The following is a 22,349-nucleotide window of genomic DNA, read 5'->3' as shown; positions in this document are numbered from 1 at the left end:
TTCGTCTGCCGGACCTTCCCTCGCGGGCCCCATTGGAACTCGACGGAGAGACTCCTACCAATATTCGGCGCTTGGGGAAAAGCCCCCGGGCCTTTCACGAATGCGCGGGACTCCGCGCGGAGCGGACGCGGCGCGGCGTCGCGGATCGAGGACGGCGGCGCCGGGATCGGCGCGGAGAGGGGACGACATGACGGACGGACTGGACGACGGCGTGGTGATGGTCGAGACGACCCGGGGCGGACGCACCGAATGCGTCCACCGGGGGCATGCGGTCGTGGTCGATGCCGGCGGCGACATCGTCGAGGCCTGGGGCGATCCGGCCCTCGTCACCTATCCCCGCTCGTCCGCCAAGATGATCCAGGCCCTGCCGCTGGTCGAGAGCGGGGCCGCCGATGCGCACGGGCTGACGCCGCGCCAGCTCTCCCTCGCCTGCGCCAGCCACGAGGCGGCGGCGATCCATGTGGATGCGGTCAACGACTGGATCGCGACCCTGGGTCTGTCCGACGACGATTTCCGATGCGGCGCGCAGGAGCCGCGCAACAAGGCGGTGCGCGACGCGATGATCCGGGCCGGCGACTCCCCCTGCCAGGTGCACAACAACTGCTCGGGCAAGCATGCCGGCTTCCTCACGCTGAACCGGCATCTGGGGGGCGGGCCCGATTACGAGAAGGTCGGTCACCCCGTCCAGCAGGCGGCCAGGGCCGCGTGGGAGGAGGTGACGGGCGAGACCTCGCCCGGCTACGGGATAGACGGTTGCTCGGCGCCGAACTTCGCGACCTCGATGACCGGCATGGCGCGGGCGATGGCCGCCTTCGCGGCGGCGGCGGGGGGGCATGGCGGGCGATCCGGCACCCGGACCGAGGCGCAGGCCCGACTGGTGGAGGCGATGATCGCCCATCCCGAGATGGTCTACGGCGAGGGCCGCGCCTGCACCGAGATGATGCGCGCCGCCGGCGGCGCCGCGGCGGTGAAGGGCGGCGCCGACGGGTTCTACGCCGCGATCCTGCCGGAGCGGGGCCTCGGCGTCGCGGTCAAGCTGGCCGATGGCGGCGACCGGGCGAAGGACATCGCGATGGGCGCGATCCTGGCGCGGCTCGGGGTGCTGCCGGAGGCGGCACGACCGCGTTTCGTCGACCGGGCCCTGACGAACTGGCGCGGCGTCGAGGTGGGCCGCCTGCGCGCCACGGGCGCCCTGGCCTGAGGCCGCACGGACCGGATGACGGAGCGCGAACGGGGATCGCGCCCCCTGGCGGTCCTCCGGGTCCGCGGCCCCGGGAACGGCCGGGGGGATGCGGATCGCCCGTACCGGAACGGCGGGAATCCGCCCGCCCGGGCCCCATCCAGCCCCCGTGGCGCAGAGTGAGCCCGGTTTCCCGAATCGCAACTTTCCCCCGCTGCGCCGGTGATCTAGGGTCGCCTCAAAGACGCCGCCCTTGTGGAGACGACGCTTCATGTCCCGCCCTTCCTGCCGCCTTCCGGGCGGCCCGTTCCTGGCCCGGTTGGCCGGGACCAGCCTGATCGCGCTGGCGGCCGGCAGTGCCGCCGCGCAGGACCGGGGCCTCAGCTATTCGCTCTACGGCACGCCCGGCCTGTTCGACATGCCGACCGCGATGGCGGCCGATGACGGTCAGATCACCACCTCGATCGGCTACGTCGCGGGGCAGGTCCGCACGTCGCTGTCGTTCCAGGTCACGCCGCGCCTGTCGGGCACGTTCCGGTATTCCGCGATCTACGATTTCAACCCGCCCGATGTCGTGTCGAAGTACGACGACGAATTCTATTTCGACCGCAGCTTCGACCTGCGCTACCAGCTGGTCGAGGAATCGGAACTGCTGCCCTCGGTTTCCGTGGGCCTGCAGGACTTTCTCGGCACCGGAACCTATGGCGGCGAATACCTCGTCGCCACCAAGACGGTCTCGGACAGCATCCGCGTGACCGCCGGGATCGGCTGGGGCCGACTCGGCGGCGACGGCATGCTCGGCCAGCCCTTCGGCGAGCGTCCCCCGATCGATTTCGGGCAGGGTGGCGAGATCGAGGCGGACCAATTCTTCCGCGGCGACGCGGCGCTGTTCGGCGGGATCGAGTACGCCTATTCCGATGCGTTGACCTTCAAGCTGGAATATTCGTCGGACACCTACGAGTTCGAGGAATTGCAGGACCTGATCGAGGTCAATTCCCCGATCAATGTCGGTCTGGCCTACCGGCCGACCGACGGGGTCCAGATCGGCGCGGCCTACATGTACGGCTCGACCTTCGCGCTGACGGGGACGGTATTCCTCAACCCGGCGAACCGGCCGATCGTCAACGGCCTCGACCCCGCGCCGGTGCCGGTCTCGGTCAGGGGCGCGGACGCGCAGGCGGCGCGCAGCTGGGCCGAGGGGCCGGTGGACGGCGCGACGCTGACCGACCGGATCCGCCGCGGACTCGCCACCGAGGGTCTCGACCTCGAGGGGATCGAGATCGGCGCGGACACGATCCGCATCCGGTTCGAGAACGAGGCCTTTCGGGCCGAGCCGCAGGCGCTGGGCCGCGCGGCCCGCATCCTGACGCAGCTCGCCCCGCCGCAGGTCGAGACCTTCGTGCTCGAGCCGTCGCGCCAGGGCGTGCCGCTCAACGCCACGACCCTGTCCCGGTCCGATCTCGAGCGGCTCGAGAACACCGCCGGCGCGTCGCAGGCGATTCTCGACCGCGCGGTCATCGCCGATGCGGGGTCCGCGGCCGACTTGGCCCCGGTCGCGCCGACGCAGCGGCTGACCTACGGGATCCGGCCCTATGCCAGCCTTCTGGTCTTCGACGGCCCGGCGGATCTCGTCCTGGGATTGCGGGGAGAGGCGGCCTACGAGATCACGCCGAACCTCGTCGCGAGCGGCCAGATCAGCTATCGGCTCACCGATCTCGACGACGACGATGTCGAGCGGGCCCCGCCGGCCCTGCAGCCGGTGCGGACCGATGCGGGGGATTACCTGCGCGAGGGCAACCCCAGCCTCGATCGCCTGCATCTCGCCTATTACGGCCGGCCCGGTCCCCAGCTCTACAGCCGCGTCACGGTCGGCTATCTCGAGCGGATGTTCGGCGGGGTCTCGAGCGAGCTTCTCTGGGCGCCCGTGGCGTCGAACCTCGCCCTCGGGGCCGAGGTCAACTACGTGCGCCAGCGCGAGTTCTCCGGCCTCGGCTTCATGGATTACGAGGTCGCGACCGGTCACGTCTCGGCCTATTACGCCTTCGACGACGGGTTCCATGCCCAGCTCGACGTCGGGCGCTACCTGGCCGGAGACTGGGGCGCGACCGTGGCGCTCGACCGCGAGTTCGAGAACGGGTGGAGCGTCGGCGCCTATGCGACGATGACCGATGTCTCGGCCGAGGATTTCGGCGAGGGGTCCTTCGACAAGGGGATCCGGGTGACGATCCCGTTCGACTATTTCCTCGGTACGCCGACCCGGGCCTCGGTCAGCAACACGCTCGCCTCGCTGACCCGCGACGGCGGCGCGCGACTGAACGTTGACGGACGGCTCTACGACACGGTCCGCGACGGGCGGCTCGTCGATCTCGAGGACGGCTGGGGGAGGTTCTGGAGATGAGCGTCACGGGTTTCGCGGGGCGCCGCAGCCTCGCCGCGATCGCCATGCTCGCCCTGCTGGGCGCCTGCGCCGCCGACGATGTCGCGGCTCCGGGCGGGACGAGCACCGGGGCCGAGATCACGCGCTCGCCCCTCGCGGCGATCGCCGATTTCCTGCCGGGCGATTTCGGGGGCGGCGGGGCCGCGGCGCCCGCGGTCGATGACGCGGCCTACGCCGCCGAAGGCGTGGCCGGTGCGATGTGGCTGCCCAGCTATTCGGTCCCGGCCCCGATGCGGCTGGTGCAGGACAACGGGGGCGATCGCACCTATTCCAGCCCCTACGGCTTCGACGCCGCCTTCGATGACGGGCTCCTCGTCGGGACGCGGGGCCTGCCGGACGACCTGATGGGGGCGAACGTCACCCAGGTCGCGCAGGCGATTCGCGCCGGAGGCGGCTCGGCGGTCCGGATTCACGACCGGCTCGACTCGCTCGACCGGGTCGTCCAGGAAAGATTCGATTGCGAGATCGTCGCCTCCGGGGCCGAGCAGATCGATCTCGGCGGGCGCATGGCGAGCCTGCCCAGGTTCACCGAAACCTGCAGCAGTCCGACCTTAGTCTTTGAAAACCTTTACTGGTTGGGCGCGAACGGCGAGATCGCGGCCTCCCGCCAGTTCGTCACGCAAACTGTTGCATATTTGCGCTTTGCCCGCTTCTGAAGCCGCCCGGGGGATCGCAAACGGGGCACGAAGACTTGATCAGGTGTCAACCGCTGGATATAGCCGGTTACAACGCCTTGTTATCAACTGGAGAAGTGACATGCGCCTCACCAAGACCCTCGTGGCCTCGACGGCCGCCATCGCCTTTGCCGGCTCCGCCGCCCTCGCCGGCGGCTTCGCCGACGAGATCGTCGAAGCCCCGGTCGTGATGGTCGAGCCCGCGGCCCCCGCCGGCTCCATCCCCGGCTGGGTCATCCCCGCCGCTCTCGCCGCCGCGCTGATCGCGGTCGCGGTGTCGGGCGACGATTCCGACGACTGATCGGTTCATCGCGACGGGACAGTGCGGTGTCCCTTCGCACGGAGCGGCCGGCACGGGCGACGTGCCGGCCGTTTTGCGTTCCGGGCCGAGAAACCGCCCGTCATCGGGGCGTTCGCCCACTGAATCGCCTCGGCCGATCCTTGCTCATGTTGCCGGCGCGCAATGTCTGGGCGAACCATCGCCGTTTTCCGAAGGATCGGTTGCGCCTGCTCACTGCCCCGCTAATGTCCCGATTGCAGTTACCGCACCAACCAAGGACACCGAAATGTCTGTGACCAAGACCCTCCTCGCCGCGACCGCCGCTTCGGCCTTCGCCGCGACCTCCGCGTTCGCCGGCGGCTTCGCCGACGAGATCACCGAAGCCCCGGTCGTCGCCCCGACCGTGATGGTCGAGCCCGCGGCCCCCGCCGGCTCCATCCCCGGCTGGGTCATCCCCGCCGCTCTCGCCGCCGCGCTGATCGCGGTCGCGGTGTCGGGCGACGATTCCGAAGACTGATCTTCGGCTGCTCCGGTGCCGGCCCCGGCCGGCCACGGACAAGGCGTTACAGTGGCGGCGGTCCCCCAGCGGGGCCGCCGTTCTCTTTTGTGCTGCCGTTGCCCTGGTGTCAGCCGCGCCCGCGCGCCATCAGGGTCAGCCGGATCAGGGCCCGCTCGACCAGCGCCCGGTCGGGCGCCGTTCGCGCCGCCGCGCGAATCGCGAGGTCGGTGTCGATCAGCGTGGCAAGCGCCTTCTCCAGCCCCGCCCGGCCCCAGCGCCCCGCCTGGGCGGCCATCGCGTCGCGGCGCGGGCCGAAGACCGGCGGGCGTGCGCGGGACAGGCCGTTCACCGGCCCCCCGGGATCGGACGCGGCGGCGTGCAACTGCCGGAAGTGCCGGGTCGTCGAGATCAGCAGCGAGACCGGCGTCACGCCCTGGGAGTCGAGCCGGCGCAGCACGTCCGCCAGCTCGTCCTGCCGCCCGTCGGCCACGACCGCGATCGCGTCGTCCAGCGCCGCCTCCATGCTGCGGGGGGCGATGGCGGCGATGTCCTCGACCGTGACGGCCCGGTCCTCGCCATGCAGGTAGAGGCCCAGCTTCTCGATGGTCTGTCGGAAATCGCCCGGCGACAGGTCGCGGGACAGGGCCATGAGGGCCCCGCGCGCCTCGCCCTCCGGCGGTCGCAGACCCGCGCGGGCGCAGAGATCCAGCGTCTCCGCCTCGCTCGGGGGCTGGTCGTAGAGCGCCATGCAGGCGGCGCGCCGATCCCCCTCGAAGAGCTTGCGCAGGGCCGAGCGCGCGGTGAGCGAGCCGGCCGTCGCGACGATGGTCGCATCGCCCGCGCGCCAATCCTCCAGCGCGGCGCGGAACAGGTCGGCGAGGCCGTCCGTCGCGCCCTCGACATGGACGGCGCGGGGGCCGGGAAAGAAGCCCTGCGCCCGCATCGCCCCGTCCAGCGCGGCGCTGTCCGACCGCAGGTCCGAGCCGTTCAGCCGCGTCAGCCGCATCTCCTGCTCTGCCTCCGGCCCGACGAGGGCTTGCAGCAGGTCCTGCCGCCGCAGCGCGACGCGCCCGGCATCGTCGCCGTAGATCAGAATCCCGGGCAGCGTCTCCGGCGGCTTGCGGACGAAGGCGGCGGCATCGCGGGGCGCGATCTTCATGCGACCGCCAGGATCAGCCGGTTCAGGATCTGGTCCGCGAGGAGGATGGCGAGGCGCCGTTCGGCATCGTCGCGCGCGGTGCCCGTCGCGACGGTGGAGGCGGTGGCGGAATAGGCGGTGAAGCCGTCGACGCTGCCTTCTGCGATCAGGGCGCTGCCCTCGACCAGCCGGTAGCCCGCCTCGCCCAGCAGGGTGAAGCGCGTGTAGCCGGCGTCGCGGGCGAAGGCGGTCGCCTCGCGCTCCACCCCGATCGTCACCGACAGGGCGTAGCGCGGGGCGTCGGGCCGGCCGCCCAGGCGATCCTCGAGCCGGCCCTGCAGACGGTAGCCCATCGTCGTCTCGGGCGCGTCGACGCGGACCTGTCCGCGCAGCGCCTCGCCCGGGCCCCCCGGTCCGTAGACCGGGGAGAAGCCACAGCCGGCCAGCGGCAGGGCGGCAAGACCGCGCAGGACAGCGCGGCGATTGACCGCTCTGGGATCAAGCGACCACATTGACGATCCGACCGGGCACGACGATCAGCTTGCGGATCTCGGCCCCGTCCAGGGTCCGCAGCACCGCCTCGTCCGCGCGCACCAGCGCCTCGATCCCCGCCTTGTCCATGTCCTTGGGGACCGTGATCTCGCTGCGGCGCTTGCCGTTGACCTGGATCGGCAGGGTGACCTCGTCCTCGACCAGCAGGGCCGGATCGGCGACGGGCCAGGGCGCCGTCGCGCAGAGGCCCTCGCCCCCCAGCATCGCCCAGAGCTCCTCGGCGATATGCGGGGTCACCGGCGCCATCAGCTGGGCCATGGTGCGGGCCGCCTCGCGGCGCGCGGTGCCGCCGGCATCGGATCTCTGCAGCGCGCTGGTGAGGGCGTAGAGCCGGGCGATCGCGGCATTGAAGCCGAAGCTCTCGATGTCCCGCGTCACGCCGTCGACGGTCCGCGCCACCTCTCGGCGCAGGGCGGCGTCGCCCGCCCCCGTGCCGTCCGGTAGCTCCGCCGCCTCGGCGGCGATCCGGAACACGCGGGCGAGGTGCTTCGCCGCCGCCTCGGCCCCCGAGGCGGTCCATTCCACGTCGCGTTCCGGCGGGCTGTCGGACATGACGAACCAGCGCGCGGTGTCGGCGCCGTAGTCGCGGACGATGTTGACCGGGTCGACGACGTTGTTCTTCGACTTCGACATCTTGGCGGAGGGGACCACCTCGACCTCGCGGCCGTCCGCGCGCAGCCATGCACCGCCGTCGCGCAGCTCGACCTCCTCGGGGTAGTGGTAGACCGCACGGCCCGACTTGTTGCGCGACTGGTAGATCGCGTGGGTCACCATGCCTTGGGTGAAGAGCGCGTCGAACGGCTCGATCGCCGCCTCCGGCAGGTGGCCGGTGCGCTGCATCGCCCGGGCGAAGAACCGGGAATAGAGGAGGTGCAGGATCGCGTGCTCGATCCCGCCGACATACTGGTCGACGTTCATCCAGTAGGCGACGTCCTCGGCCACGGTGGGCGTGTCCGCGCGGGGGGCCGTGAAGCGGGTGAAGTACCAGGACGAATCGACGAACGTGTCCATCGTGTCCGTCTCGCGCCTCGCGTCGCCGCCGCAGGCGGGACAGGCGCAGGAAAGGAAGCCCTCGTGCCGGTCGAGCGGGTTGCCGGGGATGTCGAAGGACACGTCACGCGGCAGCTCGACGGGCAGGTTCTCCTTCCTTTCCGGCACCACGCCGCATTCGGGGCAATGCACGACCGGGATCGGGCAGCCCCAGTAGCGCTGGCGGGACAGCCCCCAGTCGCGCAGGCGGTACTTCGTCACGCCCCGGCCGACGCCGTGCCCCTCGCAGAAGGCGATGGCGGCGTCGACGCCGTCATTCCCGGTCTGGACCTCGTCGCCCGCGATCCGCCGGACATAGCGCACGGCCACGTCCTTGGCCGGCACGTAGGCGGATCCGCCCTCCTCGGGGGAGGCGTAATCTCCGGTGATCTCCACCGGTTCGTAGGTCGAGGCGACGGGAAGCCCGTATTTCCGCGCGAAGTCGAGGTCGCGCTGGTCATGGGCCGGGCAGCCGAAGATCGCGCCGGTGCCGTAATCCATCAGGATGAAGTTCGCGATCCAGACCGGCAGCTCCCACGACGTGTCGAAGGGGTGCCGGACCCGCAGACCGGTATCCATGCCTCGCTTCTCGGCCGTCTCCAGCGCCTCTTCCGTGGTGCCGCCCTTGCGGACCTCGGCACAGAAGGCCGCGATCTCGGGATCGTCCTTCTCCAGCGCGCGGGCAAGCGGATGGTCGGGCGAGATGCCGACGAAGCTCGCGCCCATCAGCGTGTCGGGCCGGGTGGTATAGACCTCTACCCGGTCGTGGCCATGCGCCTCCTCGGTCAGGCCGAAGGCGAATTGCAGCCCGCGCGAGCGGCCGATCCAGTTCGCCTGCATCAGCTTGACCTTGGCCGGCCAGTCGTCGAGACGGTCCAGCGCGGCCAGAAGCTCCTCGGAATAGTCGCTGATCTTGAAGAACCACTGCGTCAGCTCGCGCCGCTCGACCTCGGCGCCCGAGCGCCAGCCGCGGCCGTCGATCACCTGCTCGTTCGCCAGGACGGTCATGTCGACCGGGTCCCAGTTCACGACGGCGTTCTTGCGGTAGACCAGGCCCTCTTCCAGCATGTCGAGGAACAGCGCCTGCTGCTGGCCGTAATATTCGGGATCGCAGGTCGCCAGCTCGCGCGACCAGTCCAGCGACCAGCCCATCGGCTTCATCTGCGCCTTCATCTCGGCGATGTTGCGGTAGGTCCAGTCGGCGGGATGCCCGCCCTGGGCCATCGCCGCGTTCTCGGCCGGCATGCCGAAGGCGTCCCAGCCCATCGGGTGCAGCACGTTGAAGCCCTTGGCCAGCTTGTAGCGCGCGATCACGTCGCCCAGCGTGTAGTTCCGCACGTGGCCCATGTGGATCCGGCCGGACGGGTAGGGGAACATCTCGAGCACGTAGTATTTGGGCCGGCTCTCGTCGCGCTGCGCGCGGAAGATGCCGGCCGCGTCCCAGGCCTGCTGCCACTTCGTCTCGATGGTCGCGGGGTCGTAACGGGTCATGTGGCGGAATCCGTGGGGTCGCGTGGAAATAGGCCGCTGGCGGCCCGGTCCTGTTAGACCGATCGTGTCGGCGGGGGAAGGGCGGGGGCCCTAGAGACGGGAATCCGCGATCCGCAGCTGCCGGGCGCGGGTCAGGATCGCGTCCACGATGGCCGCCTGGGTGGCGGCCGGGACGGGTCCCGACCGCGTGGCGAGCGCGACATCGAGGGCGCGCGCGTCGAGGGCCGGGTCGCTGACATGGATCGTGGCGCGGTAGGCCGTGCTGCCGCCGGGGGGCGTGCCGTAGCCCATGACGATGACGCCGGTGAAGGGATCGACGGATTCGATGGGCAGGAAGCTCAGCGTGTCGAGCGAGGCCGCCCAGAGGTAGCGGTTCACGGCGACGCTTTCCGCGCCGCGCGTGCGCGCCGCCTCGCGGACCGCGTCGGGACCGGCGCCGCCGCCGAACAGGCCGCAGCCGGACAGCGCGATCGCGCAGGCGAGTAGGGGGGCCGCGGCGCGGAAGGGTCGTGTCATCGCGGAGGCTCCTGCAAGGCGGTCGCGGCGGGTCGTGCCGGCCCGCCTACCGATACAAGACAGGCCCCGAAATGCAAGAAGCGGCCCCGAGGGGCCGCTTCCCGTATCACCGGAGGCGATGGCTTCAGAAGGTGAAGCTGATGCCGACGGTCGTGCCTTCGTTGACTTCGTAGGCGTTGCCGATCTCGTCGTTGGCGCCGGTGTAGCCGTCGCCGGACTCGCCGTAGGCGGCGAAGACGGTGGCCGCATCGGAGAGGCCGTATTCCATCGCCGCGTAGGCTTCGTAGTTGTCGTCGATGTCGTCACGGTTGTCGATGTAACCGGCGTAGAACGTGATCGCGTCGAAGGTGTAGGAGCCTTCGATGCCGATCTCTTCGTCGGTGCCGTCGTGGTAGTAGCCGAGGACGCTGATCGGGCCGTTCGAGTAGGCCATCTGGACGCCGTAGTTGTCGTCGACGGCATCGTCGTCACCGTCCGGGCCCTGCTCGAGCGAGTAGAACGCCGTGGCGACGACCGGGCCGATCGCGTAGCCGACCTCGAAGCCGAGCGAGGAGGCTTCGGTGGTCAGGTTCTCGGAGTAGGCGACGGTCAGGTCGGCACCGTAGACGGTGGTGCCGGCGTAGACGCCGAACAGCTCGTCGATGGTGCCGGGCTCTTCCGCGATGTCGTCGTCGGTGCCGACGATGCCGTCATCGCCCGGGCTGGAGTCGACGGCGTTCACGATGCGGCCGGGGACCTCTTCCTGGTAGACGGCGCCGACTTCGAAGTTGCCGAAGACGGTGCGGGCACCGACCTGCAGGCCCTCGAGCGCGTCGACGTCGTCCGTGTCCACGTCGCCGTTGTCGGCGATGAAGTAGGACACCGACATGTCGACCGACCCGAAGGTCAGGTCGCCGCGCAGCACGCCGTCGACGAAGTCGCCGTCATCGGCACCGTCGTCCACGTCACCGACCTCGAGGAAACCGTCGGTCTCCATGTTGGTCGTGCCGTTCCAGATCTGCTGCGACGCGGTCTCGGTGTCGCCGATGTACAGGCCGCCGGCATAGGCCGAGTCCATGTCCGTGGTCTGGACGAACACGACGAAGTCGGACGCGTTGACGCTGATGCCGGAGAAGGAGCCGCCGAAGCTGTTGAACACGCCGTCGTCTTCGTTCTCGGAGAAGCCGAGATCGACGTCGAGCGCGATACCGGCCTCGAGGCCCATATCCAGCTCAGCCGCGGCGACGACACCGAGGCCGCCGTCGAAGTAGAAGCCGCCCTCGACCTCTTCGTTGTAGCCGAACTCGGCGTCGGCCGCCCAGATGACCTCGGCTTGAGCGGCGCCCGCGAAGGCGACGATCGAAGCGGAGGCGAGGAGGATGCTCTTCATGAATTTATCCCTCGTGTTTCGCATTCCCGAGAATGCCAGTCCAACCAGCATTGATGCTGGCTATGCGCCCTCGCGCCCCGTCGCTCAAGTCGCTTGCGGGGGCGGTTCGGCCCGCGCCATGGAAATGATGCAGGTGGGACACAGATTGCCCGGGGCCGTCGGCGAAGCTTTGCCGGACAGGGCAGGCGGCCGTCCGGGACCGGAAATCGAGCGGGGAGCGTCATGGGTCTGAACGAGATTGCGCAGCGGGTGCGACAGGCGGCCGAGCGGGCCGGGCGGGCCCCGGCGGAGGTGACGCTGATCGCCGTGTCCAAGGTCCAGCCGGAGGAAAGGATCGATTCCGTGCTTGGCCAGGGACAGCGCGTCTTCGGCGAGAATCGGGTGCAGGAGGCGCAGGGGCGCTGGTCCGCGAGGCGGGACGTGCATCCGGACCTCGAGCTGCATCTGATCGGCCCGTTGCAGACGAACAAGGCCCGCGCCGCGATCGAGCTGTTCGACGCGATCCACTCCGTCGATCGGCCGAAGCTGGTGGATACCCTTGCCCGCCTGCGGGACGAGACGGGGGCCTGCCCGCGCCTCTTCGTGCAGGTGAATACCGGGGCGGAGCCGCAGAAGGCCGGCATCCTCGCCGCCGACGCCCCCGCTCTGGTGGAGCGGGCGCGCGGGCTGGACCTGCCGGTGGAGGGGCTGATGTGCATTCCCCCGGCCGACGAGGCGGCCGAGCCGCATTTCGCCCGCCTCGCCGCGCTGGCGGCCGATCTGGGGCTGCCGGGGCTGTCGATGGGGATGAGCGCTGATTTCGAGGCCGCCATCGCGCATGGCGCGACCCATGTCCGCGTCGGCTCGGCCATCTTCGGCGAGCGGCAGCCGGGCTAGCGGACGAGCAGCGGCGTGCCGGGCCGGGCCGCGGCGGCCAGGCGCCGCAGCGCGGCAGGCGGCAGGGCGACGCAGCCCTCGGTCGGCCGGCCGGGGGCTCGCCAGCGATGCACGAAGATCGCCGAGCCCCGGCCCGGCACCGCGTCCGGCCAGTTCCAGTCGAGCACCATGACGATGTCGTAGAGGCGGTCGCCGCGCCGCAGCCGCTCGTGCCCGGCGGGGAAGGGGGCGCGGACATGGGCATTGTAGGCCGGGTGGTCCGGCGCGTCGCACCACAGGTCGCCCGGCCCGATGGGGATCGCCCAAGGCGCCGGGCGCGGGACGCGGTCGGGGCGATACCAGCATTGCACGACCCGGTGGGGTCCGCGCGGCGTCGCCCCGTCGCCTTCGCGCTTCTCCCCCGGCGGGACGATCCCGCCCCGGCCCAGCGCGCAGGGCGCGGCCAGACCGTCGAAGGACAGGATCCCGGCGCGGGCCGCGACGGGGCGCACGAGGATCGGCCCGGCCCTCATCGCCGCATCCGGCACAGCACGTTGAGCGCGACCAGCACGGCGAAGGGCGCCAGCATCGCCGCCCAGGGCCCGCCCAGCAGCGACAGCGGCAGCCCGAGCACCGTCAGGACCATCGCCGCGATCGCGCCCCACCCCTCCGGCAGGACGCCCCCCGACAGGGCGAAGACCAGCAGGGCGATCCCGTAGACGTAGGAGAATGCGGCGAGGCCGACGCGGCAGCGCGGTCCGGGCTTCGGAACCTCTCCGGTCACAGGAGGTGCCCCGACTTCGCCGCCTTGGTGGCGAGGTAGTGGTGGTTGAACCGGGTCTGGCCGACCTTGAGCGGCACCCGCTCGACCACGTCGATCCCGGCGGCCCGCAGGCGGTCCACCTTGCGGGGATTGTTGGTCAGCAGCCGCACTGCCCGGAAGCCCAGCCGGTCCAGCAGGCGGGCCCCGATGCGGAAGTCCCGCTCGTCATCCTCGAATCCCAGCCGGTGGTTCGCCTCGACCGTGTCGAAGCCCTGGTCCTGCAGCGAATAGGCCCGCATCTTGTTGCTGAGGCCGATGCCCCGCCCCTCCTGGTTGAGGTAGAGCAGCACGCCGGCCCCGGCCTCGCCCATCTGCTCCAGCGCGGCGTGGAGCTGAGGGCCGCAATCGCATTTCAGCGAGCCGAGCACGTCGCCGGTGAAACAGGCCGAATGAAGCCGCGCCAGCACCGGCGCGTCGCGGGACGGGCGACCGATCTCGACCGCGTAGTGCTCCTCGGCCCCGTCGGTGGGGCGGTAGACGTGCAGGCGCGTCGTCACATGGGCCGCGATCGGCAGGCCGGCGGCCACGACCTCGGGCAGGTCCGGCACCTCGGCGAGGCGGGCATGCAGCCCGTCGAGCGGCAGGACGGTCAGCCCCTCCGGCGCGTCCGGCGCCCCGGCGAGCAGGGCGGCCGGCAGCAGCCGGGCGCTCTTGGCCAGGGCGAGGGCGGCCCGGGCGGGGGCGTCGTCACCGGCGCGCAGCGTCTGCAGCGGCCCCTTCATCGGCGTGGCGAGATCGCCCGAGGGGTCGGCCACGGCGCGGATCCAGTGCAGATCGGCGTCCCGGGGCAGGGGAATCCGGGCCAGGTCGGCCGCGTAGGCCCGCGCCTTCAGCGTGTCGGCCCGGCGGCGGGTGATCGCGAGGGCCGGCCCCTCCAGATGCGCGAGGTCGGCCAGACGCTCGGTCCCCAACGTCTCGGCCGCGGCGGCCAGCACGATCCCGCCGGGTCCGCGCAGGGCGACCGGCAGCCCCATCCGCAGGTCGGTGCGGGCCCGGGCGATCAGGTCGGACAGGCTGGGCAGGAGGCTCATGGAGGGTCTTCGGCAGGGGGGGGTCGGCCGGGTGGCCCGGACTTGTAACATTTCCCGCCCCCGCGACAACTCGACGTGAGAGACGTTTCCGCAACCTTCCTGTGCACGCCCGCGTGACACATCTCGAACCCTGAAGACGAACACCGATCCGAATGGAGGTAGGACCGATGGCACAGCTGAAGAAGATTCTCCTCGTGGACGACGACGACGACCTGCGCGAGGCCCTGTCCGAGCAACTCGTCATGACCGAGGATTTCGACGTGTTCGAGGCCGCGGACGGCGCCGACGCGATGGTGAAGGCGAAGGCGCAGCTCTACGATCTGGTCATCCTCGACGTCGGGCTGCCCGATACCGACGGGCGCGAGCTCTGCCGGCGGATGCGCAAGTCCGGGGTGAAGTGCCCGGTCCTGATGCTGACGGGGCACGACAGCGACAGCGACACGATCCTCGGGCTCGACGCGGGCGCCAACGACTACATCACCAAGCCGTTCAAGTTCCCGGTGCTACTGGCCCGGATCCGCGCCCAGCTGCGGACCCACGAGCAGTCCGAGGACGCGGTCTTCCAGCTCGGCCCCTACAGCTTCCGTCCGGCGCACAAGCTTCTCGTGACCGAGGACGACAGGAAGGTGCGCCTGACCGAGAAGGAGACGAACATCCTCAAGTTCCTCTACCGCGCACAGGACGGCGTGGTGGCGCGGGACGTGCTGCTGCACGAGGTCTGGGGCTACAATGCCGGGGTCACGACCCACACGCTCGAGACGCACATCTACCGTCTGCGCCAGAAGATCGAGCCCGACCCCTCGAACGCCCGTCTGCTGGTCACGGAAAGCGGCGGATACAGGCTGGTCGCCTGATCCCGGCGACCGCGCGGTTTTTTCCGGGAACCGCGCGGCCCGATCCGCGTTCGACTCCCCGAAGCCCCTGATGGCGGGGTCAGGTCCATCATCGCATTCCCTCCCGGAACGGGGTCCGCGGCACACAATGCCCCGGGCCCCGTTCCATGTCGGGGGACCGGCATGCGGCCGGCCCGGAGACCCGGATCCGGCCTGTATCATCATTTCTTCTTTATCAATCGACGCCCCGCCCCTAGGATTCCGCAGGGGCAAGAGGAGGGGGGCCAGACCGGTCGCCCGCGATTTCGAAGAAGGGAATTGTCATGGTCTCGATGAAGAAGACGCTGGTCGCCGCGGCGATCGCGATGGGCACGCTGGCCTCGCCGGCGATGGCGGAACTGTTCCGGGTCTACAACCAGACCGGCCAGTCGATCACCGGCGTGTGGTTCACCTCCGAGCGGGTGGACGTCTGGGACGCCGAGCGCCTGCGCGGCAACGTCGTGCGCAACGGCCAGTACTACCAGGCCAACATCACGAACCCGCTGGGCTGCATCTACGACCTGCGCGTGCAGTACGGGAGCGGCCAGATGGAGGAATGGTACGGCATCAACATCTGCGGGTCCGGCAGCTACACCATCCGCTGACCGCACCATACGCGGCGGATCGCGGCGCCCGGCGGGATCCCTGTCCGGGCGTTTCCCGCCGCACGATCCGCCGAGCGGAGCGCCGGCCCATCCGCGGCCCGGCGCGCCGCTGGTCGGGCCCCGCGAGATCGGGCCCGGCGGGATCGGGCGGATCCCCCGGCCCCGGCTCCGGCATCCGGACGCGTCCGGCGCCGCCCTTGCGCAGGCCCAGGCCGCGCTGCCATAGGGGGCGCATGACCTTCACGCTCGCCACCTGGAACATCAATTCCGTCCGCCTGCGCGAGGCGCTCGTCGCCCGCCTGCTGGAGGAGGAATCGCCCGACATCCTGTGCCTGCAGGAATGCAAGTCGCCGGTCGAGAAGATCCCCCGCGAGCGGTTCGAGGCGCTGGGCTACCGCCACATGATCGCGCGCGGGCAGAAGGGCTATAACGGCGTGGCCATCCTGTCGAAGCTGCCGATCCGCGAGGTCTCGGCGCTCGATCACGCCGATCTCGGCCATGCGCGGCACGTCTCGGGGCAGCTCGAGAACGGGGTGACGATCCACAACTACTACGTCCCCGCGGGCGGCGACGTGCCGGACCGCGAGGCCAACGTGAAGTTCGGACAGAAGCTCGACTACCTGACCGCCATGCGCGACGCCTTCCGCGCCGAGCGGCCGGAAAAGGCGATCCTCGTCGGCGATCTGAACATCGCGCCCCGCGAGGACGACGTCTGGAGCCACAGGCAGCTGCTGAAGGTCGTCAGCCACACCCCGGTCGAGGTCGCCCATCTGGGCGAGACGCAGGAGGCGGGATCCTGGGTCGACGTGACCCGGTCCCACATCCCCGAGGGGCAGCTCTATTCCTGGTGGTCCTACCGCTCGCCCGACTGGGACAAGGCGGACAAGGGCCGGCGGCTGGATCACGTCTGGGCCACGCCCGATATCGCGGGCGCCGCCCATTCGAGCCGGATCCTGCGCCCCGTCCGCGGCTGGGAGCAGCCGAGCGACCATGCGCCCGTCCTCGCCACGTTCGACCTCTGAGATCGGTCGGATCCCGGTGCCGGGGCGCACGACCCCGGCGCGCCCGAGGGGCGGGGAGGCCGGGGGCGCTTCGCCCCCCGGACCCCCAGAGAGTATTTCCGGCAAGATAAGAGCCGGGGCGCGGACAGGCCGGCCCCGGATCGCCTGATCCGGGGAGCCGGGACGGCATGGCGGCTCTCCTGCCACAGCGGCGGAGGGGCGACCGGGACGGGGACCTATGCCGGTGCGGGGCGCGCCTGTAGGATCGGTCCGGCGGATCGGGGCATGCGAGGGACGGGTGCGGGCATGCGGACACTCACACGGCGGACGGCGCTCTTCGTGGCGGGCGGCGCGGCGGGCTGGGGGCTGGCGCGGGCCTCCGGCGCGGCATTGCCCGATCTCGCGGGGACCGAGCGGCTGGGCGGCAACGCGCCCGAAGGCTGGCTGAACGATGCGAGCCTGCTGGAGCCGACGCCCGTCGCCTCGCACGAGATGCTGGGCGAGGGGGGCGAGGCGCTGGCCGATGCGTTCCGCGCGCGGCTAGCCGGGGGGCCGCCGGTGAACGTCGGCGCCGCGCGGCACTCGATGGGGGGGCACGCGATCCCGCCGCGGGGACAGGCGCTGACCCTGGCCAATGCCGCCGTCGAGGTGGCGCCGGACCGTCGGACGATGCGGGTCCACGCCGGGGCGCGCTGGGGCGAGGTGATCGCCGCGCTCGACCCGCTGGGCCTGTCGCCGAAGGTCATGCAGTCGAACAACGATTTCGGCGTCGCCGCGACCTTCTGCGTGAACGCCCATGGCTGGCCGGTGCCGCACGGGCCGATGGGGGCGACGGTCCGCTCGGTGCGGATGGTCCTGCCCTCGGGCGAGTGGGTGAGGGCGAGCCGCGAGGAGAATCCCGGCCTCTTCGCGATGAGCATGGGCGGCTACGGGCTGACCGGCCTGATTACCGATCTCGAGGTCGAGGTGGCGGAGAACCGGCGCCTCGTCCCCGCCTTCACGGACCTGCCCGGGGCCGGGATGGCGCAGGCGTTCCGCGCGGCGATCGCCGATCCGCAGGTCGAGATGGCCTATGGCCGGCTGGACGTGGCGCGCGAGAGGTTCTTCGAGGACGGCGTCTTCATCGCCTACCGCCCGGATGCCGACCAGTCGGACCTGCCCGCGGCGAGCGGGTCGGGGATGCTGTCCCGCGCCGCGCGCGGGATCTTCCGGGCGCAGCTCGGCAACGAGGCGTGGAAGGGCGTGCGCTGGGACGTCGAGACCCGGCTCGCTCCCCGGATCGGCGGCGGGCCCGTGACCCGCAACAGCCTGATCAACGAGCCGGTCGTCACGCTGGACGACCGGGATCCCGACCGCACCGACATCCTGCACGAATACTTCGTGCCGCCGGACGCCTTTCCAGACTTCCTGCAGGCCTGCCGCGAGACGATCCCCGCCTCCTACCAGGAGCTGCTGAACGTCACGCTGCGCTGGGTCGACACCGACGGGGAGAGCTGGCTGGCCTACGCGGCCGGGCCGCGCATCGCCGCGGTCATGCTGTTCAGCCAGGAGATGACGGCGCGGGGCGAGGCGGACATGGCGCGGATGACGCGGGCGCTGATCGACCGGGTGCTGGACCTGGGGGGCAGCTACTACCTGCCCTACCGGCCCCATGCCACGCAGGAGCAGTTCCTCCGCGCCTATCCGCGCGCGCCCGACTTCGCCGCCCGCAAGCGGCAGCTCGACCCCGAGGGGCGGCTGACCTCGACATTCTGGGACAATTACCTGGTGGACCTGTGACCGCGACCCCCTTCCGTGCCGGCCCGTCCTTCCACCAATGGGGGGCCTGGGGCTATTTCGTCATCCTCGCCGGGGTGGCGAGCCTCAACTACCTGCCGATCCCCGGGATCGTCGACGAGAACGGGCTCTGCTTCGGGATCTTCGCGCTCGATCTCTTCGACGACGCGCTGCATGTCGGCTCGGCCCTCTGGGCGGGGCTCGCGGCCTGGCGCTCGCCCCGCGCGGCGCGGTTCTTCCTCCTCGCCTTCGGGGCGCTCTATCTGGCGGACGGGCTTCTCGGGCTGGCGACGGGGTCGGGCTACCTAGATGCCGGAATCCTGCGCTGGGGCGTCCAGGATTACGGCTTCGTCGAGAAGGTCTACATGAACCTGCCGCATGTCGGGCTCGGCCTCGTGGCCGTGCTGCTGGGCGCGGCGCCCCGGACATGAGGCGGCTCGGCCGGTGGCTGCGGCGGCTGCTCGCCGCGCTCGTGGCGGTGGCGGCGTTGCTGCTGGTGCCGGTCGCCTGGGTCGAGCTGGCCTGCCGGGGAACGCCGGTCGAAGGGGGCGCGGCGCCGCTGATCGCCGATCCCGCCTGGCAGCGGCCCGAAAGCCGGACGCTGATGACCTATCCCGAATGGTCCATCGTCCATGCCTACCAGGATTACGCGCGGGTCATCGGTACCGGCGATCCGCACGAATTCGGCTTCCTGCAGGCGATCCGGTCCTTCTGGAACCCGCTCTGCCCGCTGAAGCGCGCCGCGATGGAGCTGGGGCCGGTCCCGCTGGACAGCAAGCTGACGATCTACACGATCGGCGTGAGCTTCACCGCCGAGATGCTGCTCAAGGCGGCCTACGAGGAGAGCCTGGGCCGCGCGGCCGCCTGGCTGCGGGGGCCGGGGCGGGCGGCGATGGACGAGCTGACCGGTGCGCAGGCCGCGCTCTATGCCGACTTCCTGCGGCAGGTGCCCTGGTACCGCTACGACTTCGCCGCCGACCGGGCCGAACTGCTGGCCGCCGGGGGCAGCGGGCTGCGCGACCGCGAGCGGCGCGTCGCCATCGGGACGGAATACGCGGCCAAGGCCGCCTATGCCCGGCTCATCGCGCAGGGCGTGGCGGGGATCGGCCCCGACGCGCTGCGGATGCGGTCGGTCCTGCGGGGGATCGGGGCCGACGCGCTGGCCGGGATCGAGGGGGTGGAGGTGATCGGCCCGGTCCCGCCGTCGGGCCTGCTGGTCGAGACGCCGCGCTACCGCGCCTTCACCGAGCTGCTGCTGCGGCTGGCGCGGACGGAGGCCGATCTGGTCGAGATCGCGGGCAACGACGTGATCCTGCTCTCCGCCCTGTCGGACCGGCCGGCAGTGGCGGGGGCGCTGCGCTCCGTCCCGCTTCAGGGGGCCAGTGAGTGGCGGCACCTGTTCCTCGTGCCGGTGCCGGCGCTTCTGGACACGCTCCGCGCGATGCCCGCAGGCGGCCTGCGGCTGGAGCATGTCTACGATTACTGAAGGGCGGGGCCCATGAGGGCGCGCACCGCGTCGGCCACGGCCTCGCCGAGGGTGCGGTGGGCGGCGGCGTCGTAATGGACGCCGTCCATCGGATCGACCGCGATGAGCCGCCCCGCATCGAGGAAGCCGCAGCCGCGATGCGCCGCCAGCGCGGCATAGAGCGGCGGCAGGGCGCGCGAGACCTCGGGCCCGCCGTAGAACTCCCCCGCAAGCCGGCCGGCCAGGATCACGGGGGGCGGGCAGATCACCAGGATCCGGAAGCCCCCGTGGCGGTCCTGCCATTCGTCCGACAGCGCGATGTCGAGCAGCCCGGCGATCCCCGCCGTGACGGCCAGCGGCGTCGGGGCGAAACGCGCCTTCACGTCGTTGGTACCGAGCATGATCGTCAGCACGTCGATGGGCCCGTGGCTGCGCAGCGCGATCTTCAGCCCCGTGCGCCCGTCCATCTCGGCCCCCATCACCGGGTCGGGATGGCAGGTGGTGCGGCCCGGCAGCCCCTCCTCGACCAGGGTCCATCCCCCTCCGAGCGCGGCATGGGCGATCGTCGGCCAGCGGGTGCCGGGGCCGAAGCGAGGATCCGACGTGCCGTCCGGCCGCAGCGCCGGGCTGCCATGGGTGTTGCTGTCGCCGAAGGTCAGCAAGGTGGGCATCGTGGTCTCCTCCCCGGGCGGGCGCCGGAGGGCGCGTCCCGCGCGGCGCAGACTAGCGGTCCGGCCCCCCGGCGCAACGGCTGTTGTCCCGGGCCGGGCGGGCGCACATATAGGGGCCGACCGAAGACACCCGGCGCCCATTCCGCGCCACGCCACCCGAGAGGATCCGACCATGCTGCTGGGCCCGAACGACACCGCCCCCCGACCGGCCGCCGACACCGCCGACCTGATCAAGGACGGCAGCGACCAGACGTTCATGCAGGACGTGGTCGAGGCGTCGAAGACCGTGCCGGTCATCGTCGATTTCTGGGCGACCTGGTGCGGCCCGTGCAAGACGCTGGGCCCCGCGCTCGAATCCGCCGTGACCAAGGCGAAGGGCGCGGTGAAGCTGGTCAAGATCGACGTCGACCAGAACCAGCAGATCGCGGCGCAGCTGCGCGTCCAGTCGATCCCGACCGTCTACGCCTTCTGGCAGGGCCAGCCGGTCGACGCCTTCCAGGGGGCGCTGCCCCCGTCCGAGGTCGAGAGCTTCGTGAAGAAGCTGGCCGAGCAGGCGGGCGGCAGTGCCGATGGGGGCCTCGCCGAGGCGGTCGCGGCGGCCGAGGAGATGCTCGAGCAGGGCGACGCGGCCAGCGCGGCCGAGACCTTCGCCGCGATCCTCGAGGAGGATCCCGAGCAGGCGGCCGCCTATGCCGGCCTCGTCCGGGCGCAGATCGCGCTGGGCGAGGTGGACCAGGCCGAGGCGATCCTGAACGGCGCGCCGGCCGCCATCGCCCGCGCGCCCGAGCTCGACGCCGCGCATGCCGCGCTCGGCCTCGCGCGGCAGGCGGCCAATGCCGGGCCGATCGACGAGCTGCGCGGCAAGGTCGAAGCCGACCCGGACGACCACCAGTCGCGCTACGACCTGGCCGTCGCGCTGCATGCCTCCGGCCGTACGCAGGAGGCGGTGGACGAGCTGCTGACCCTGTTCCGCAAGGATCGGGAATGGAACGACGCGGCGGCCAAGACGCAGCTCTTCACCATTTTCGACGCGCTGCCGCCGAAGGACCCGATCGCGCTGACCGGGCGGCGGAAGCTGAGCTCGCTGATCTTCGCCTGATTCTTTCGGCCCGGGCACGTCCCGGGCCGTTGCCCCCGGGGGGCCGAGGGCTAACTGCCGGGTCATGCTTCAGGCGTCCGACCTGCCCCCGACGATCCCGATCTTCCCGCTTCCGGGGGCGCTTCTGCTGCCCCGTTCGCGGTTGCCGCTGCACATCTTCGAGCCGCGCTACCTCGCCATGCTCGACGACGTGATGAAGACCTCCGCCCGGCTGATCGGCATGGTCCAGCCCTATGACGGGCCGGACGGGACGCGGCACCTGCAATCCATCGGTTGCGCCGGGCGGCTGACCGCCTTTTCCGAGACCGAGGACGGGCGGTACATGATCACGCTGTCCGGCGTGTCGCGATTCCGCATCCGCAAGGAGATCGAGGGCTTCACCCCCTATCGCCGCTGCGATGTCAGCTGGGACGGGTTCGGCCGCGATCTCGGCGCCGTCGAGACGGATGGCGATTTCGACCGCAGGCCGTTCATGTCCCAGCTCTGCCGGTTCTTCGAGGAACAGGACCTGTCCACCGACTGGGACGCGCTGAAATCGGCGGAGGACGAACTTCTGATCAACTCGCTCGCCATGCTCTGCCCGTTCGAGCCCGAGGACAAGCAGGCGCTGCTCGAGGCGCCCACCCTGACCGAGCGGCGCGAGACGCTGGTCACGCTGATCGAGTACGCGCTGCATGGCGGCGGCAACGAGGGACGGCTGCAATGACCGAAGAAGCGGGGGAGGGGGCCGGGGCCGAGGGCGGGCGCGGACCCGGGATCGACCGGCGGATGCTCGAGGCGATGGTCTGCCCGGTGACCCGGGGCGTGCTGTCCTACGATGCCGACCGGCAGGAGCTGGTCTCGCGCGCGGCCCATCTCGCCTTTCCGATCCGCGACGGCATCCCGATCATGCTCGCCGACGAGGCGCGGCCGCTGGACTAGGATCGTCCGGCCCCCGGCCCCGGCAGCAGCCGACGCCGACACCGACGAGGACCTGCCGCGGGTGG

24 protein-coding genes are annotated in these 22,349 nt (G+C 71.2%); 15 read left to right on the top strand and 9 right to left on the bottom strand.

Annotated elements, in window-relative coordinates; translation table 11 throughout:
• Positions 1-187: 187 nt before the first annotated feature.
• The 5 genes from BUE30_RS12490 (at position 188) to BUE30_RS12470 (ending at position 5,088) form a co-directional block, all read left to right on the top strand.
• Positions 188-1,201 (top strand): asparaginase, encoded by a 1,014-nt coding sequence (locus tag BUE30_RS12490; protein WP_244526355.1) that lies wholly within the window; start codon positions 188-190, stop codon positions 1,199-1,201.
• 250 nt (positions 1,202-1,451) lie between these two features.
• Complete coding sequence (locus BUE30_RS12485) at positions 1,452-3,578, top strand: YjbH domain-containing protein (protein ID WP_073331136.1); 2,127 nt, start codon at positions 1,452-1,454, stop codon at positions 3,576-3,578.
• Entirely contained in the window at positions 3,575-4,273 is a 699-nt protein-coding gene (locus tag BUE30_RS12480) for a YjbF family lipoprotein (protein WP_073331133.1), read from the top strand. Before BUE30_RS12485 ends, BUE30_RS12480 begins: the two co-directional genes overlap by 4 nt.
• Positions 4,274-4,373: 100 nt before the next feature.
• The gene (locus BUE30_RS12475) at positions 4,374-4,592 is read left to right on the top strand and encodes a hypothetical protein (protein WP_073331130.1); all 219 of its coding nucleotides are present in this window, start codon (positions 4,374-4,376) and stop codon (positions 4,590-4,592) included.
• A gap of 265 nt (positions 4,593-4,857) precedes the next feature.
• The gene (locus BUE30_RS12470) at positions 4,858-5,088 is read left to right on the top strand and encodes a hypothetical protein (protein ID WP_073331128.1); all 231 of its coding nucleotides are present in this window, start codon (positions 4,858-4,860) and stop codon (positions 5,086-5,088) included.
• Between the two features lie 109 nt (positions 5,089-5,197).
• Here BUE30_RS12470 and holA read toward each other — a convergent pair whose 3' ends face one another.
• From holA to BUE30_RS12445, 5 genes are all read right to left on the bottom strand, one after another.
• Entirely contained in the window at positions 5,198-6,229 is a 1,032-nt protein-coding gene (holA, locus tag BUE30_RS12465; RefSeq protein WP_073331125.1) for a DNA polymerase III subunit delta, read from the bottom strand.
• Positions 6,226-6,720, bottom strand: coding sequence for an LPS assembly lipoprotein LptE (gene lptE, locus BUE30_RS12460; RefSeq protein ID WP_073331124.1), 495 nt, complete (start codon positions 6,718-6,720; stop codon positions 6,226-6,228). Before lptE ends, holA begins: the two co-directional genes overlap by 4 nt.
• Positions 6,707-9,280, bottom strand: a complete 2,574-nt coding sequence (gene leuS, locus BUE30_RS12455; protein ID WP_073331121.1) for a leucine--tRNA ligase — start codon at positions 9,278-9,280, stop codon at positions 6,707-6,709. Before leuS ends, lptE begins: the two co-directional genes overlap by 14 nt.
• Before the next feature lie 90 nt (positions 9,281-9,370).
• Complete coding sequence (locus tag BUE30_RS12450) at positions 9,371-9,796, bottom strand: DUF3576 domain-containing protein (RefSeq protein ID WP_073331118.1); 426 nt, start codon at positions 9,794-9,796, stop codon at positions 9,371-9,373.
• A gap of 124 nt (positions 9,797-9,920) precedes the next feature.
• Positions 9,921-11,165 (bottom strand): porin, encoded by a 1,245-nt coding sequence (locus BUE30_RS12445; protein WP_073331115.1) that lies wholly within the window; start codon positions 11,163-11,165, stop codon positions 9,921-9,923.
• 222 nt (positions 11,166-11,387) lie between these two features.
• Here BUE30_RS12445 and BUE30_RS12440 point away from each other — a divergent pair, with 222 nt between their 5' ends.
• Entirely contained in the window at positions 11,388-12,041 is a 654-nt protein-coding gene (locus BUE30_RS12440) for a YggS family pyridoxal phosphate-dependent enzyme (protein ID WP_073331112.1), read from the top strand.
• On the opposite strand, the gene BUE30_RS12435 is transcribed toward BUE30_RS12440, so the two are convergent.
• From BUE30_RS12435 to ribA, 3 genes are read right to left on the bottom strand one after another with little or no spacing between them, the layout of a single operon-like run.
• Positions 12,038-12,553 (bottom strand): L,D-transpeptidase family protein, encoded by a 516-nt coding sequence (locus BUE30_RS12435; RefSeq protein WP_073331109.1) that lies wholly within the window; start codon positions 12,551-12,553, stop codon positions 12,038-12,040. The two genes, BUE30_RS12440 and BUE30_RS12435, sit on opposite strands and share 4 nt — an antisense overlap.
• Positions 12,550-12,804 carry a hypothetical protein gene (locus tag BUE30_RS12430; protein ID WP_073331107.1) on the bottom strand — a complete coding sequence of 85 codons (255 nt, stop codon included), beginning with the start codon at positions 12,802-12,804 and terminating at the stop codon, positions 12,550-12,552. Before BUE30_RS12430 ends, BUE30_RS12435 begins: the two co-directional genes overlap by 4 nt.
• Positions 12,801-13,874 (bottom strand): GTP cyclohydrolase II, encoded by a 1,074-nt coding sequence (ribA, locus tag BUE30_RS12425; RefSeq protein ID WP_073331104.1) that lies wholly within the window; start codon positions 13,872-13,874, stop codon positions 12,801-12,803. Before ribA ends, BUE30_RS12430 begins: the two co-directional genes overlap by 4 nt.
• Positions 13,875-14,041: 167 nt before the next feature.
• Here ribA and BUE30_RS12420 point away from each other — a divergent pair, with 167 nt between their 5' ends.
• The 6 genes from BUE30_RS12420 to BUE30_RS12395 all read left to right on the top strand — a co-directional run bounded on the left by BUE30_RS12420 (position 14,042) and on the right by BUE30_RS12395 (position 19,614).
• The gene (locus BUE30_RS12420; protein ID WP_073331101.1) at positions 14,042-14,728 is read left to right on the top strand and encodes a response regulator transcription factor; all 687 of its coding nucleotides are present in this window, start codon (positions 14,042-14,044) and stop codon (positions 14,726-14,728) included.
• Between the two features lie 302 nt (positions 14,729-15,030).
• Positions 15,031-15,351 (top strand): hypothetical protein, encoded by a 321-nt coding sequence (locus BUE30_RS12415; RefSeq protein ID WP_073331098.1) that lies wholly within the window; start codon positions 15,031-15,033, stop codon positions 15,349-15,351.
• Positions 15,352-15,584: 233 nt separating this feature from the next.
• Positions 15,585-16,373: an exodeoxyribonuclease III gene (locus BUE30_RS12410; protein ID WP_073331095.1), complete on the top strand. Its 789-nt coding sequence runs from the start codon at positions 15,585-15,587 to the stop codon at positions 16,371-16,373.
• Between the two features lie 285 nt (positions 16,374-16,658).
• Entirely contained in the window at positions 16,659-18,131 is a 1,473-nt protein-coding gene (locus BUE30_RS12405) for an FAD-binding oxidoreductase (protein ID WP_073331093.1), read from the top strand.
• Entirely contained in the window at positions 18,128-18,559 is a 432-nt protein-coding gene (locus tag BUE30_RS12400; protein ID WP_073331090.1) for a hypothetical protein, read from the top strand. Before BUE30_RS12405 ends, BUE30_RS12400 begins: the two co-directional genes overlap by 4 nt.
• On the top strand, positions 18,556-19,614 hold the full coding sequence (locus BUE30_RS12395) for a hypothetical protein (RefSeq protein WP_073331087.1): 1,059 nt from the start codon (positions 18,556-18,558) through the stop codon (positions 19,612-19,614). The genes BUE30_RS12400 and BUE30_RS12395 overlap by 4 nt, the downstream gene beginning before the upstream one ends.
• Here the strand turns inward: BUE30_RS12395 and BUE30_RS12390 are convergent.
• Positions 19,608-20,264, bottom strand: coding sequence for an SGNH/GDSL hydrolase family protein (locus BUE30_RS12390; RefSeq protein WP_073331083.1), 657 nt, complete (start codon positions 20,262-20,264; stop codon positions 19,608-19,610). The two genes, BUE30_RS12395 and BUE30_RS12390, sit on opposite strands and share 7 nt — an antisense overlap.
• A gap of 172 nt (positions 20,265-20,436) precedes the next feature.
• Between BUE30_RS12390 and trxA the strand changes: the two genes are divergently transcribed.
• From trxA to BUE30_RS12375, 3 genes are all read left to right on the top strand, one after another.
• Positions 20,437-21,363 carry a thioredoxin gene (gene trxA / locus BUE30_RS12385; protein ID WP_073331080.1) on the top strand — a complete coding sequence of 309 codons (927 nt, stop codon included), beginning with the start codon at positions 20,437-20,439 and terminating at the stop codon, positions 21,361-21,363.
• 64 nt (positions 21,364-21,427) lie between these two features.
• A complete protein-coding gene (locus tag BUE30_RS12380; RefSeq protein ID WP_073331077.1) occupies positions 21,428-22,069 on the top strand; it encodes an LON peptidase substrate-binding domain-containing protein in 642 nt (213 codons plus the stop codon).
• Complete coding sequence (locus BUE30_RS12375) at positions 22,066-22,284, top strand: Trm112 family protein (RefSeq protein ID WP_073331074.1); 219 nt, start codon at positions 22,066-22,068, stop codon at positions 22,282-22,284. The genes BUE30_RS12380 and BUE30_RS12375 overlap by 4 nt, the downstream gene beginning before the upstream one ends.
• The last annotated feature ends 65 nt before the right edge of the window (positions 22,285-22,349 follow it).

Origin of the sequence: Wenxinia saemankumensis (assembly GCF_900141735.1) — a bacterium.
In the GTDB taxonomy this organism is placed as follows: domain Bacteria; phylum Pseudomonadota; class Alphaproteobacteria; order Rhodobacterales; family Rhodobacteraceae; genus Wenxinia; species Wenxinia saemankumensis.
Note: the sequence above shows the minus strand (reverse complement) of the source record. Positions and strands in the feature narration are given on the sequence as shown.

Bases quoted from the DNA above. Each gene is read 5' to 3' on its own strand.
- trxA (WP_073331080.1), top strand. From the start codon at position 20,437: ATGCTGCTGGGCCCGAACGACACCGCCCCCCGACCGGCCGCCGACACC.
- BUE30_RS12375 (WP_073331074.1), top strand. From the start codon at position 22,066: ATGACCGAAGAAGCGGGGGAGGGGGCCGGGGCCGAGGGCGGGCGCGGA.
- BUE30_RS12435 (WP_073331109.1), bottom strand. From the start codon at position 12,553: ATGAGGGCCGGGCCGATCCTCGTGCGCCCCGTCGCGGCCCGCGCCGGG.
- BUE30_RS12410 (WP_073331095.1), top strand. From the start codon at position 15,585: ATGACCTTCACGCTCGCCACCTGGAACATCAATTCCGTCCGCCTGCGC.
- BUE30_RS12485 (WP_073331136.1), top strand. From the start codon at position 1,452: ATGTCCCGCCCTTCCTGCCGCCTTCCGGGCGGCCCGTTCCTGGCCCGG.
- BUE30_RS12380 (WP_073331077.1), top strand. From the start codon at position 21,428: ATGCTTCAGGCGTCCGACCTGCCCCCGACGATCCCGATCTTCCCGCTT.
- BUE30_RS12440 (WP_073331112.1), top strand. From the start codon at position 11,388: ATGGGTCTGAACGAGATTGCGCAGCGGGTGCGACAGGCGGCCGAGCGG.
- BUE30_RS12390 (WP_073331083.1), bottom strand. From the start codon at position 20,264: ATGCCCACCTTGCTGACCTTCGGCGACAGCAACACCCATGGCAGCCCG.
- BUE30_RS12395 (WP_073331087.1), top strand. From the start codon at position 18,556: ATGAGGCGGCTCGGCCGGTGGCTGCGGCGGCTGCTCGCCGCGCTCGTG.
- holA (WP_073331125.1), bottom strand. From the start codon at position 6,229: ATGAAGATCGCGCCCCGCGATGCCGCCGCCTTCGTCCGCAAGCCGCCG.
- BUE30_RS12470 (WP_073331128.1), top strand. From the start codon at position 4,858: ATGTCTGTGACCAAGACCCTCCTCGCCGCGACCGCCGCTTCGGCCTTC.
- ribA (WP_073331104.1), bottom strand. From the start codon at position 13,874: ATGAGCCTCCTGCCCAGCCTGTCCGACCTGATCGCCCGGGCCCGCACC.
- BUE30_RS12450 (WP_073331118.1), bottom strand. From the start codon at position 9,796: ATGACACGACCCTTCCGCGCCGCGGCCCCCCTACTCGCCTGCGCGATC.
- BUE30_RS12445 (WP_073331115.1), bottom strand. From the start codon at position 11,165: ATGAAGAGCATCCTCCTCGCCTCCGCTTCGATCGTCGCCTTCGCGGGC.
- BUE30_RS12475 (WP_073331130.1), top strand. From the start codon at position 4,374: ATGCGCCTCACCAAGACCCTCGTGGCCTCGACGGCCGCCATCGCCTTT.
- BUE30_RS12420 (WP_073331101.1), top strand. From the start codon at position 14,042: ATGGCACAGCTGAAGAAGATTCTCCTCGTGGACGACGACGACGACCTG.
- BUE30_RS12490 (WP_244526355.1), top strand. From the start codon at position 188: ATGACGGACGGACTGGACGACGGCGTGGTGATGGTCGAGACGACCCGG.
- BUE30_RS12415 (WP_073331098.1), top strand. From the start codon at position 15,031: ATGGTCTCGATGAAGAAGACGCTGGTCGCCGCGGCGATCGCGATGGGC.
- BUE30_RS12480 (WP_073331133.1), top strand. From the start codon at position 3,575: ATGAGCGTCACGGGTTTCGCGGGGCGCCGCAGCCTCGCCGCGATCGCC.
- lptE (WP_073331124.1), bottom strand. From the start codon at position 6,720: ATGTGGTCGCTTGATCCCAGAGCGGTCAATCGCCGCGCTGTCCTGCGC.
- BUE30_RS12405 (WP_073331093.1), top strand. From the start codon at position 16,659: ATGCGGACACTCACACGGCGGACGGCGCTCTTCGTGGCGGGCGGCGCG.
- leuS (WP_073331121.1), bottom strand. From the start codon at position 9,280: ATGACCCGTTACGACCCCGCGACCATCGAGACGAAGTGGCAGCAGGCC.